Origin of the sequence: Plantactinospora sp. WMMB334 (assembly GCF_049179095.1) — a bacterium.
Lineage (GTDB): Bacteria > Actinomycetota > Actinomycetes > Mycobacteriales > Micromonosporaceae > Plantactinospora.
Genome location: NZ_JBMHME010000002.1, coordinates 1,417,826 through 1,430,191, shown reverse-complemented (window position 1 = coordinate 1,430,191; position 12,366 = coordinate 1,417,826). Strand labels below are relative to the sequence as shown.

General features: G+C 72.8%; 10 protein-coding genes. 5 read left to right on the top strand and 5 right to left on the bottom strand.

All coding sequences use genetic code 11. The annotated features are described in order from the left end of the window. The first annotated feature begins 91 nt into the window (after positions 1 to 91). The 4 genes from ACN27G_RS06350 (at position 92) to ACN27G_RS06335 (ending at position 6,705) form a co-directional block, all read left to right on the top strand. A complete protein-coding gene (locus ACN27G_RS06350; protein WP_421491832.1) occupies positions 92 to 1,594 on the top strand; it encodes a S8 family peptidase in 1,503 nt (500 codons plus the stop codon). 34 nt (positions 1,595 to 1,628) lie between these two features. Then, a complete protein-coding gene (locus ACN27G_RS06345; protein WP_421491831.1) occupies positions 1,629 to 4,124 on the top strand; it encodes a CHAT domain-containing protein in 2,496 nt (831 codons plus the stop codon). Between the two features lie 440 nt (positions 4,125 to 4,564). Then, positions 4,565 to 5,257, top strand: coding sequence for a response regulator transcription factor (locus tag ACN27G_RS06340; RefSeq protein ID WP_421491830.1), 693 nt, complete (start codon positions 4,565 to 4,567; stop codon positions 5,255 to 5,257). Beyond that, complete coding sequence (locus ACN27G_RS06335) at positions 5,254 to 6,705, top strand: HAMP domain-containing sensor histidine kinase (RefSeq protein WP_421491829.1); 1,452 nt, start codon at positions 5,254 to 5,256, stop codon at positions 6,703 to 6,705. The genes ACN27G_RS06340 and ACN27G_RS06335 overlap by 4 nt, the downstream gene beginning before the upstream one ends. A 166-nt stretch (positions 6,706 to 6,871) precedes the next feature. On the opposite strand, the gene ACN27G_RS06330 is transcribed toward ACN27G_RS06335, so the two are convergent. The 5 genes from ACN27G_RS06330 to ACN27G_RS06310 form a co-directional block, all read right to left on the bottom strand. After that, on the bottom strand, positions 6,872 to 7,276 hold the full coding sequence (locus ACN27G_RS06330; protein WP_421491828.1) for an MMPL family transporter: 405 nt from the start codon (positions 7,274 to 7,276) through the stop codon (positions 6,872 to 6,874). Between the two features lie 46 nt (positions 7,277 to 7,322). Further along, positions 7,323 to 7,922 carry a DedA family protein gene (locus ACN27G_RS06325; RefSeq protein WP_421491827.1) on the bottom strand — a complete coding sequence of 200 codons (600 nt, stop codon included), beginning with the start codon at positions 7,920 to 7,922 and terminating at the stop codon, positions 7,323 to 7,325. Then, positions 7,913 to 8,560, bottom strand: a complete 648-nt coding sequence (locus tag ACN27G_RS06320; RefSeq protein ID WP_421491826.1) for a DUF998 domain-containing protein — start codon at positions 8,558 to 8,560, stop codon at positions 7,913 to 7,915. Before ACN27G_RS06320 ends, ACN27G_RS06325 begins: the two co-directional genes overlap by 10 nt. Continuing rightward, positions 8,557 to 10,338 carry a glycosyltransferase gene (locus tag ACN27G_RS06315; RefSeq protein ID WP_421491825.1) on the bottom strand — a complete coding sequence of 594 codons (1,782 nt, stop codon included), beginning with the start codon at positions 10,336 to 10,338 and terminating at the stop codon, positions 8,557 to 8,559. The genes ACN27G_RS06320 and ACN27G_RS06315 overlap by 4 nt, the downstream gene beginning before the upstream one ends. 168 nt (positions 10,339 to 10,506) lie before the next feature. Continuing rightward, on the bottom strand, positions 10,507 to 10,776 hold the full coding sequence (locus ACN27G_RS06310) for a hypothetical protein (RefSeq protein ID WP_421491824.1): 270 nt from the start codon (positions 10,774 to 10,776) through the stop codon (positions 10,507 to 10,509). 351 nt (positions 10,777 to 11,127) lie between these two features. Between ACN27G_RS06310 and ACN27G_RS06305 the strand changes: the two genes are divergently transcribed. Further along, positions 11,128 to 12,336, top strand: coding sequence for a monooxygenase (locus tag ACN27G_RS06305; RefSeq protein ID WP_421491823.1), 1,209 nt, complete (start codon positions 11,128 to 11,130; stop codon positions 12,334 to 12,336). The last annotated feature ends 30 nt before the right edge of the window (positions 12,337 to 12,366 follow it).

Sequence of the window (12,366 nt, the reverse complement as noted above, 5' to 3'; positions counted from 1 at the left end):
CGAAAGCGCAGGCGCCGTGTCTTCTCCGCAGAAGCCCTCCGAAGACGTCCGCCCGCTCGGGGACGCCGATCCGCTCCTACCACCGCCCGCCGTGTTGTCGCGGCACGGTGCGCGCGAGCTCGACCCCGCGACCGCCGTCCAGCTTCCGGGCCAGCCTCTGCGCCCGACCGCGTACCTCGCCGACCGCCTGCTGGTGCGGGCCGAGGTGGTCGAGGACGTCCGGGATCTGCTCGGCGAGGCGGCGAAACGCCTGAACCTGACGATGGAGATCGAGGAGCACGGCAACGGGGCGCGGCGCCAGGTCAGCGGCGTACTCGCCCGCTTCGCGCCGGCTGACCGCCCCGCCGCGCCCGACGCCTGGCGGGTGCTCCAGGAGGCGCGCGCGATCGCGCGGGAGCGGGGCGGCAGGCTGCGCGGGGTCGGCCTGGACCACCTCATGTTCGCGACCACCACGACGTCCGGCAACCCGTACCACTCGGCCAACCCCTACCACTCGGCGAATCCCTACCACTCGGCCAACCCGTACGCCGGCACGCCCGCGACCCAGTACGCGGACCCCGCCTTCGGCGGCACCCATCCGGTGGCGGTGGTGCTGGCCCGGCCGTCGCGGCGCAGGCTCAAGCGCCCCCCGGTCGTCGCGGTCCTGGACACGGGGTGCGGCGAACATCCCTGGTTGGCCGAGGCGGTGGTCCGCGACGTGACCGTCGTCAACGACGGCGCGCCCGAACCGGTCGGGCACGCCGGTCCCGACGCCGACGACCGGGGGGACATCAGCGGCCCGATGGACGGCGTACGCGACCCGCTCGCCGGTCACGGCACCTTCATCTGCGGGCTGGTGCACCAGACCTGCCCGGACGCGCAGATCCTGGCCATCCGGATCATCCGTGCCGACGGCCGGATCGAGGAGTCCGACCTGGTCCGGGCGCTCGACCACGTGTACGAGCTGGCCCGCCGGCACGCCGCCGGAGAGCCGCACGGCCGGCCCGTCGACGTCGTCTCCCTGTCGCTCGGCTACTACCACGAGCTCCCGGAGGACCTGGAGTTCGACTCGGTGCTGCTCGGGGTGCTCGACCGGCTCGGCGGTCTCGGCATCGTCGTCGTGGCCTCGGCCGGAAACGACGCCACCACCCGGCCGATGTTCCCGGCGGCGTTCAGCACCCGGTCCGACCCGGTCCGGGCGCCGCTGGTCAGCGTCGGGGCGCTCAACCCCGACGGGCGGACCGTCGCGTTGTTCAGCAACAGCGGGCCGTGGGTGACCGCGTGGCAGCGGGGGGCCGCGGTCATCAGCACCGCGCCGGTGACCTTCCAGAACGGGCTCAACCCGCTGGCCCTCACCGACGATCCGAGCGGGAGGCAGCGGGCCACCCTCGACCCCGACAGCTTCCGGTGCGGTTTCGCGGTCGGCACCGGCACGTCGTACGCGGCTCCGGTCTTCGCCGGCTGCCTCGCGACCCGGCTGCTGGCGCTGACCGACCGCAACGAACTCTCCCTCGACGACACGAGCCCGGCGGCGGTCGCCCGGCGGTCGGCGGCCGCGGCCGAGGTCGTCGGCGAGGAACCCTGGCCGTTCCTGGCCGCCGACCCGACCGCCTAGCCGCACGATGGTGCCGCGGGACCCCGGGCCGGCCGTGCGACTGCACGAGCAGGCCATCGCGGAGGCCGAGCGGGGCAGACACGCCGTCGCCCGGCGGCTGCTGCGTCGTGCGCTGCGGCACGGCCCGGATCCGGCCCGGCGGGCGCACATCCTGATCAGCCTCGCCTACCACGAGGCCGAGCGGCACAGCCTCGCCGCCGGTCTCGACCTGCTCCGCCAGGCCGAGACCGTGCCGCAGCTCACCCGGCGCCTGCGTGGACTGGTCGCCAGTCAGCGTGGCCTGCTCCACATGCGAGCGGGCCGGGCGGACGAGGCCGTGGAGGCGTTCGACGTCGCCCTGCGCCTGCTCGACCACTCGGCGCCGCAGGACGTGTGCCGGGCGCTGCTCAACCGCGGCATCCTGGCCATGTGGCACGGCCGGTACGCCGCCGCGAAGGTCGACTTCGCGCGTTGCGCCGAGCTGGCCCGCCGGCACGGGCTGGAACTGCTGGGTGCCAAGGCATCGCACAACCTCGGCTACCTGGCGATGCTCTCCGGCGACCTGCCGCGGGCCCTGCGCGAGATGGACGCGGTGGCGCCGTCCCTGACGGGCCAGTCGCCGGTCTACGCCGCCGTCTACCACGTCGACCGGGCACAGGCGCTGCTCGCCGCGGGCCTGTCCCGGGAGGCCGACGAGGACCTGGCCCGCGCGGTCGACCTGTTCCGGGCCGCCCGGGTGCGGCAGGACCAGGCCGAGGCCGAACTGGCCCGGGCGCAGGTGGCGATGCTCGAACAGCGGTGGGCCGACGCCCGGCGGCTCGCGGCCCGGGCCCGACGGCGGTTCGCCGATCGCGGGGCGGCGAGCTGGGCGCTGCTCGCCGCGCACGTGTCGGTCGCGGCCGGCGTCGAGCAGGGCCTCCGGCTGACGGCCGCGGCCACCGAGGCGGACGCCCTCGCCGGCCAGCTCCGGACGGCGGGTCTCGACGAGGAGGCGCGGCGTGCGCAGCTCACCGCGGCGCTGGCGGCGCTCGCCGGGCGGGGACGGGACCGCGTCGACCGGGCAGCCGCGCTGGCCGGTACCGCCCTACGACTGCGCCGCGACGACCCCATCGCGACGCGCCTACAGGCCCGCCTGGTGCGGGCCTCGCTCGCCGACGCCGGCGGCGCGAGCGTCGCCGCCAACCGGGAGCGCCGGGCGGCCCTCGCCGACCTGCACCGCTACCAGGCATCCTTCGGCAGCCATGACCTGCGGACCGCCGCGAGCGGTCACGGCCGCCAACTCGCGGCGGCCGGCCTCGCCCGCTCGCTGGCCACCGGTCGACCGGCGGCGGTCTTCCAGTGGGCGGAGCGGGCCCGCGCGCTCTCCGCGCGCCTGGCCCCGGTGCTGCCGCCGGCGGACGAGGAGGCTGCCGCCCTGCTCGAACAGCTCCGCCATGCCCGGGTCGAGCTGCGCGGCCAGGTCCTCGCCGGCCAGGTCGATCCCGCCCTCAGGGCCCGCTGCGCGCGGCTGGAGCAGCGCATCCGGCAGCGTTCGTGGTATGCGCCCGGCGCCGGGCAGGCCGCGGCACCGGCGCCGCTGCACCGGCTGCGGGAGTTGCTCGAGGCGGCCGGTGCCACCTTCGTGGCACACCTGCTCTCCGGGGGACGCCTGCACGTGTTGGTGGCCACCGCCCGGCGGCAGGCGGTCCGGGACATGGGTCCGGCCGGTCCGGTCATCGAGACACACCGGCGGCTACGCCACGACCTCGACGCGCTCGCGGTGAGCGGCCTGACGGAGCAGATCAGGGCGAGCGTCCGCATCGCCAGCCACTCGGCGCTGCGCCGGCTCGACACGCTGCTCTGGCAGCCGGTGCACGATCTCCTCACGGACGGCCCGTTGCTCCTGGCCCCCTCGGCCGAACTCGCGACCGTGCCGTGGACGATGCTCCGCACACTGCGGGGACGACCGGTGACGGTGACCGCCTCGGTCACCGCGTGGCTCGAACGCCGTGACCGGGGCACGCTGGCGACGGTGCCGCGGGTGGCCCTCGCCGCCGGGCCGGGCGTGGCCCGCGCCACCGACGAGATCCGGCTGGTGGCCAGGGCCTGGTCGCTCACCCCGCCCGACGGCACGGCGAGCACCTCCGATGTCCGGGACGCGGCCGCCACGGCCGAGGTACTGCATATCGCCGCGCACGGCGTACACGAGCCTGACAGTCCGCTCTTCTCCCACCTGGACCTTGCCGACGGACCCCTCTTCGGCCATGAGCTACAGCCGCTCGGGCGGCTGCCGACCCACGTCGTGCTCTCCGCCTGCGAGCTGGGCCTGGCCAGCACCCGGCCGGGCGACGAAACCCTCGGCATGACCGCGTCGTTCCTGCACGGCGGGGCGGGCAGCGTCGTGGCCGGAGTCGCCCGGATCGCCGACGCCGCCGCCCACCGGGTGGCACCGGCCCACCACGCCGCGCTGAGTCGCGGCCTGTCGCCAGCGGCCGCGCTGGCCGCCGCGACCGCAGACCTGGACAGCGACGCGGACCCGGCGCCGCTGGTCTGTTTCGGGGCCGGATGGTGATACCGCCCCGATGCGAGCGGGGCTCCGTTTCCCGCGTGCGCCGTCCGTAAACCCGTTCTCGCTCCGCTGCCTGCGACCATTGGCTGGTCGAGATCGTGGAGGATCTTCCGGCGGCGTAACCGGATCTTGGTCAGGTCGGCGACCGGTGGAGGTGGTGTCTCGCGCTTCGGCGGGCGTTGCGACCGGCCCTGACGGGGGCCGATGTTCGTCGCGGACCCCACGCTCCGACGGGCACGTCATGACCACCTGACGTGACGCCTCATACTCATCCTGCGCCGGCAGATCGACCACTCCCGCCTTCCCGACACGATGTCGATCAGCGCGGTCACGCTCGCCGAGCACGGCCCGCGGGCACCACGGCGGCGACGGTTCTAATCCTGGCCTCAGGTTGATCCGGAAGAGTAAGCGGCAGAAGTATCGACTGGAGGGTGTGGGCCGGCGTGCGGATCATGATCGCGGATGATGACGCGGCCATCCGTGAGTCGCTGGAGCGGGTGCTCCAGGTCGAGGGTTATGACACCACCAGCGTTGCCAACGGTCTCGCTGTGCTCGACGGGGTCGGTGGGACCGGCGGTGACGCGCTGGATCTGCTGATCCTCGACGTGATGATGCCCCGCCTCGGTGGGTTGGAGACCTGCCGGCGGTTGCGGGCCGCGGGTCGGGATTTGCCGGTGCTGATGCTGACCGCCCGTGACCAGGTCTCCGACCGGGTCGCGGGGCTGGACGCGGGCGCCGACGACTACCTGCCCAAGCCGTTCGCCACCGAGGAGTTGCTGGCCCGGGTGCGGGCCCTGCTGCGCCGCCGCACACCGGCCGACGGGGAGTCGCAGATCCTGTCGTTCGCCGATGTCCGGCTCGATCCCGACAGGTTCGAGGCGTGGCGTGGCGGGCGGCCGCTGCGCCTGACCCGGACCGAGTTCTCCCTCCTGGAGGTCCTCCTGCGCAACGCGACCCGGGTCCTGACCCGCGACGCGCTGTTCGAGGCGATCTGGGGCTTCGACATGAGCGCCACCGCCAACAACCTTCAGGTGTACGTGAGCTACCTGCGTCGCAAGATGGAGGCCGAGGGTGAGCCGCGATTGATCTACACGCTGCGCGGCCTGGGATACACGTTGCGGGAGACTCCTCCGTGAGCAGGCACGCCGGACGGGAACCGGGCCGGCTGTCCCGATGGTGGCGTCGGCGGTCCCTGCGGACCAGGCTGACGGTGATCGCGGCGACGGCCATCGCGGTCAGCGTGTTCGTGTCCTTCCAGGTGGCCAGCGAGCTACTGGAATTGGAGCTGCAGAACACCGCCGAGAATCAGCTGCGCGCCGACTCCCGCGTCCTGGCGACGGACGCGGAGCGCGCCGGTCTGGCGCAGATCCCGCTACCGCCGTATTCCGGATCCAGTCGGCTGGTGCGGGTCATCCTGCCCGACGGCTCGACCCGGACGCCGGCCGGCCAACCCGCGCTGCCCCCGGTCAGCGAGCGCGCCGGGCGCGTGGCGCAGGGCGGCGTGGCCGACCTGATGGAGTCGGACGACAGTGACGAGGACGGCCACCTCATCTACACGCTGCGGGCGGGCGACGGCGCGGTGCAGGTGGCCCGCGTCGTCGACGACAGCCCGATCAACCAGTTCGGGTTCGGTATGTTGATGATCGGGCTGCTCTGCGTGGTCGGCGGCGCCCTTGTCGGGCGGACCGTGGCACGGACCGGGCTGGCACCGATCGACCGGCTGACCGCCGCCGCGGAACGTGTCGCGCGCACCCGGGATCTCGACGCTGACATCCCGGATGAGGGCGGTGGGGAGATCCGGCGGCTGATCCAGTCGATCAACGACATGCTCGCCGCGCTCCGGGACTCCCGGCGGGCCCAGCGGCTGCTCGCCGAGGACGCCGCCCACGAGCTCAAGACCCCGCTCACCAGCCTGCGCCTCAACATCGAGCTGCTGGTCCGGCTCGACCGGCGCGGCACCCTGGACCACGCACTGCCGGCGGAGAGCCGGACCCGGCTGCTCAATGATCTCGGTGCCCAGGTGGCCGAGTTGAGCACCCTTGCCGCCGAGCTGACCGAGGTGGCACGCGGTGACGTCAGCGACGAGAGCACCGAGCTGCTCGACCTCGCCGACGTGGTGGTAGCCGCCGCGGCCCAGGCGCGTTCCCGCGTGCCCGACATCAAGGTCGCGCTCGACCTGACGTCCGTGTGGGTGAGCGGGCGTCCCGCCGCGCTCCAGCGGGCGGTGCTCAACCTCATCGACAACGCCGGCAAGTGGTCCCCCGCGGAGCAGCCGGTCCAGGTCCGGCTCCGTGCCGAGGGCGCGTCGGCGGTGCTCGAGGTCGACGACGCCGGTCCAGGCATCGACGCCGCCGACGCACCGCGGGTGTTCGACCGGTTCTACCGTGCCGACAGTGCCCGGGCGTTGCCGGGATCCGGTCTTGGACTGTCGATCGTGCAGCGGGTCGTCGACGCCCACGGCGGCCGGGTCACCATCGCCCGGTCCGCACGCGGTGGCGCGCTGCTTCGGGTCGACCTTCCGACCGCGGCCCCGACCGCCCGGATCACGCGGCGCACCGCCGGGGAGGACACCTCGGCGTGCTGACCCACCCGGCGGCGCGGCGCTGGACAAGGGCCCGCCACCGGACAGGACAGCGCCGACTCCAGCCCGGCGTGTGGCGCAGGACCGAAGGGCGGCGACCGCCGGGCCCATGAAGAGATCCGGGACGGGCCTGGGTTCCCGTCCCGGATCTCGTCCGTGCCGCAGTGCTTCACCGTTGCAGCGCGAGTTCCTCGTCGTCGGCGAGCGAGTGTCGCCCCTTCGGCGGCGCCTCCGTCGGACGGGACAGCCGGCTCGGCCACCGGATCCGCCGGCCGATTAGCAGGGTGAGGGCGGGCACCAGGACCGACCGCACCAGCAGGGCGCCGAGCAGCACGCCGAAGGCGACCAGGAACCCGACCTCGATCAGCATCATCAGCGGAAACGGGGCGAAGACCGCGAAGGTGGCCGCCAGGACCAGGCCGGCCGAGGTGACGACGCCACCGGTGGCCGAGAGGGCTTTGAGCATGCCCTCTCTGGTGCCGAGACGCACGGTCTCCTCCCGGGCCCGGCCGGCCAGGAAGATGTTGTGGTCGACGCCGAGCGCCACCAGGAACAGGAATGCCAGCCGCGGCACCGGAAAGGGTACGAACGTTGCCTGCCGTACTCGATGGCCGACGACGTCATCCGGCCGCGGTCGCCGATCGGCCGCGGCGGCCCAACACGTAGCGGACCAGTTCACCGAGCGCGGTGATGGACAGGGCGAGACCGAGTCCGACCGCCAGGCCCAGCGTCGGGTTGGATTCGAAGGCGGCGCCGCCGAGGTAGCCGATCAGGCCGGAATAGCAGGCCCAGGTGACGGCGGCGATGGCGGTGAACAGGGTGAAGCGGGCAAGCGGGTAGCCGGTGGCACCGCTGGCGGTCACGATCGCGGTGCGGCCGCCGGGGACGAACCGGGCCGCGATGATCAGGGCTCCGCCCCGGCGGTGCAGGTGCGGGGCGATCCGGTCGGCGGCGCGGATCAGACGGCCGCCCGCACCGCGCTTGCGCAACAAGCGCCCGATGAGGTAGCCGATGTGATCACCGACGAAGGCGCCCAGCGCGGCGAGCACGATGATCAGCGGAAGCGACGGGATGCCCGACACGGCGAAGACCGCCGCCGCGATGACGACCGACTCCGACGGCAGGAACGGCAGGAACGCGTCGAGCATCGCCAGTGCGAGGATCGCCAGATAGATGAACGGAGAGGTCATCGTGTTCTCGATCATGGCCATCAGGTCCATCGGGACCGCTCCTCCCCTTCGAGCACCCAGGCACAGAGCCCGACTACGACGAGCACGAGCGCCAGCAGAACCCGTTCGGCCAGGCCCGCGAACGGGAGATAGCCTTGGCCGAGCAGCACCGCCGGCCCGTTCGCCGCCGCGAACGCGACGCACGCGGCGAACGCGGACCACCCGGCCGCGCGCAGCCAGCGGACCCGGGCCGGGTCGGCCCCGCGTCCGGCACGCTTGGCGATGAGCAGGGCGAAGAGCGGTGGCAGTGCCGCCATCAGCGCCGCGCCGATGCGATGCACCCCGGCGGCGACGCCCGGTTCGGTCCCCGGCAGGTTCGTGGGGAACGCCACCACCGCGACCAGGGACACGCACCACACCGACAGCAGCACGGTGAGGGGCCAGGCCGGTGGCAGCACGCGCCGGGCGCCGGCCAGGAGCCATGCACCGGCTGCCGCGAGCCCACATGCCGCCAGGGCCAGCAGGACGGCGCCCGGCACGGTCCGGACCGATTCGCTGACCATCTGGTCCACCGGGTCGACGTCACCGACCAGCAGCAGGCCCGCCCCGGCCGCCGTGCCCAGGCCCAGGCTCAGCTGGACGTTGCGATACCAGCGGGAGGTGCCCGCCCGGACGATCGTCGCTGTCATGCCGCGACCTCGGCGGGCACGGGCGCCTCACGGGCCGGACGGATCCGGTAGAGCTGCTCGAACGCGGACACTGTGCGGGCCTGGTCGTGCTGCTCGGCCACGGCACGAGCCCGCTGCCCCAGCTCCGCCGCGCGCTCGGGGTCGCAGAGCACGGTGAGCAGTCGCTCGGCGAGCACGACAACGTCGCCGGGCGGGAACAGGTAGCCGGTCTCGTCGTCCCGTACGAGGTGGGGCAGGGCTGCGGCATCGGCGCCGATCACGGGCCTTCCGCTGGCCATCGCCTCGAGTGTGACCAGGCTCTGCAGCTCGGCGGTGCCCGCGTTGACGAAGACCGCCGACGCCGCGTATGCGGAGGGAAGGTCCTCGTCAGGGACGAAGCCGGTGAACGTGACATGCTCGGCGACGCCCAGTTCCCCGGCGAGCGACCGCAGCGTCCGGTCCTCGGACCCGGTGCCGACCAGGAGCAACTGGACGTCGAGGGAGCCCCGCACCAGCGCGAACGCCCGCATCACGACGTCGAGGTTCTTCTCGGCGTCGAGCCGGCCCACGTACGTGATGGTGGGCTTGTGCGCGAGGTTGTAGGCCCATCGGAACTCGGCCGTCGGCGTCTGCTCGCGGAAGCGGGTGAGGTCGATGCCGCACGAGATGGGCAGGACCGGCCCGGACACACCGGAGACGACGGCGAGCGTGGCGGCATACGGGGTCGGGGCCGTGACGATGTCTGCCTTGGCGAACACCCGGGCGGCGTCGCGCCATGCCCACTCGTGCGCCCTCGTCCGGCCAGCGTTGCCGATGGGCAGGTAGTGGATCAGGTTCTCGGGCATGAAGTGGTTGGTGGCGATGACGAACAGGCCGCGCTCGTGCGCCGCGTCGACCAGCGCCCGGCACAGCGGGAAGTGGCTCTGCACGTGCACCACGTCGGGCTGGACCTCGTCGAGGATCCGGCGGGCTGCCGCGCGCAGCCCGGGTGGCGGGCAGAACCGGAAACGTGGGTGGCCCGGCACCGGCAAGGAACGCACGCGGTGCTCGACGACGCCGTCGCTGGACATGCCGGCACGGTTGCGGGTGTCCGTCGACGGCGCGACCACGTGCACCTCATGCCGGGCGGTCAGTGCCACGGCCAGACGCTGGGCGAAGTACGCCGCCCCGTTGACGTGCGGGGCGTAGGTGTCGGCACCGATGAGGATGCGCACGGGACAACTACCTTTCGTAGGTGGTAGCGCCACCTTTCGTAGGTGGTAGCGCTTCATGACGAGGTGGAAGACAGCGACCGGCACGGCGACGGCCGCGGTGAGCAGGAAGATGCCGCCGGGCAGTGCGAGCAGGCCGGACATCTGGCTACCGAACAGAGCGCCGAGACCGATCAGCACCAGGCCGCGTACGGCGGCGGCGGCACCCACCCAGGCGGCGAATCTCCGGTACGGGAGCCCGGCGAGCCCCGCCGACACGAACGCCGGGAGGGCGAAGACGTCGACGATCTTGGCGGTGATCACCAGCCGAGGCAGTGACATCCCGGCCAGCCGGTCGAGCAGCGCCGTCGCCTTGAGCCTGCTCAGCAGGGACGCCACCCAGGGCCGCCGGGCCGACCGGCCGACGAGGTAGAGCAGGCTGTCGCCCACCACCTCGGCCAGCGCGACGATCAACCAGATCGGCCAGAACGCCGCGGCGCCGGCGCCGACCAGGGTGCCCGCGGTGATCGTCGCGGCCGGGCCCTCGATGAGCACGAAGAGACCGAGCACCAGGTAGGGGTGCTCGAGCACGGCCTGTGTCAGATCCATGTCGAGAAGCTCCGGCCGAAGGTTTCGCACCGGTCGTCCCTTTTCGGGGCCGACCGACGGAGTTCCGTGGTAGGGGGTCCGATCACCGACCACGGCACCCACCGGCCTGCCAACCGACCGGCCGGCGCTTCCCCGGGCGGCGCTGCGTTGACTGCCATCACTAGCCCCCTACATGCGGGTTACGTCGCTTGTCCGAGGTCTACTCATACCGAGCGAACCTGAGGCGACCGTTAATGCGGCGCTCAGGCCGGTTGGCCGAACCAGGTGCCCAGCGCACGCACCAGCGTGGTGGCATCGAGGTCCTGCCGGTCCGTACGGGCGGGTGACGGTGTTGACCCGCGCGGTCCACGCGGCCGCGGCGTCGCGGACCTCCGCGCGGTCGACGAGGTCGAGCAGGAGCCCACGACCCTCGCGCAGCAGGTCCGCCGACCGGGTCACCGCGGGTGACGACGTCCGGGTCGGGCCGCTCCAGCGTCAACGTCATGTCCGGGCACAGGGTGCCGACGAGCCGGTGGTCGTCGCCCAGGTCGTTCCGGACGTCCATGCCGGCGAGCATGTCGGCGACGTACCGGTGGGTGTCGAGGTCCATCAGGTCGGAGAACATCTCCCACAGCGCCCTCGTCCGCGGGTCGGGTCGCAGGGCGATCTGGCGCCCGGGTGTTCTGCAGCAGACACGCCGCGACCGGGTGCCGTTCGGTCCGGAGAGGTAGTACCGTGGTGCCGCCTCTCTCCGAGATTGACGACCGCAGTACGACGAAACAGGGCGGAATCGGTCCTAGCTTTCAGGCCATGAGAAATTCTGTAAGTCCACGGTGGAGGTTCGGGGCGGCCACCATGGCGCTGGTGACGGCGTTCGCTGTCGTCGCCTGCGGGTCGGACGCCGACAACAGCGCGGCGCCCCCAGCGGCCGGCTCGCACAGCGCGCACGCCGGCGGGTCGTCGGCTCCCCCGCAGCCGCTGCGCGCCGGCGAGCGGTTCGTCGACCTGAAGATGGCCGAGGCCTACACGCCCACGCCGCCGGAGGGCGGCGGCTCGGACGAGTACCGGTGCCAGATGATCGATCCGGGCCTGACCAAGACGGCGTTCCTGACCGGGACCCAGTTCGTACCGGAGAACGTCGCCATCGCGCACCACGCCATCGTGTACGCGGTGCCGCCGGGCGGTGCTGCCGGTGTGCGCGAGCACGACGCGAAGACCCCTGGTCTCGGCTGGCAGTGTTTCGGCGGGACCGGCGTGGCCGGCGCCGAGGTCGAAGAGGGGGACGCGGCGTGGGTGGACACCTGGGCGCCGGGCGCCACGGAGACGCTGCTCGACCAGGACGCCGGCTACAGGCTGGAGCCGGGCAGCCTGGTCGTCCTGCAGATCCACTACAACCTGCTCGCGACCGACGGCAAGCCGACCGGGTCGGACCGCTCGGCGGTGCGGCTGCGGCTGACCGACGGCACGCCGCAGACAAGGGAGCTCGAGACGTGGTCGCTTGACGCACCGAGCGACCTGCCCTGCGCCGCCGACGAGTCGGGGCCGCTGTGTGACCGGGCGGCCTCGATCGCGGACGTGACGAAGCGGTTCGGGGCGGACGTCGGCGAAATGGCGGACCGTCAGGTGGAGGAATGCAACCGGGGCGGCGTGCCGAAGCCCGGTAACACCCAAACCTGCGATCACAAGGTGGAAGCGCCGATGACGCTGTTCGCCGGTTTCGGCCACATGCACATGCTCGGGCGCGCCATGAAGGTCGAACTCAACCCGGGCACGCCGAACGCCAAGGTCGTGCTGGACGTGCCGCAGTTCGACTTCGACAACCAGCGGCTGATGAAGCTGCCGTCGCCGGTGGAGATCGGTCCGGGGGACACGCTGCGGGTGACGTGTACGCACGACGCGGGGCTGCGCAAACGAGTGCCGCAGCTGAAGAAGCTCCCGCCCCGCTACGTGGTGTGGGGCGACGGCACCAGCGACGAGATGTGCATTGGCATCATGACGGTCTCCCCCCGCAAGTCCTGACGAAGGCGTCGGACGTGTGTGAGCTCACTG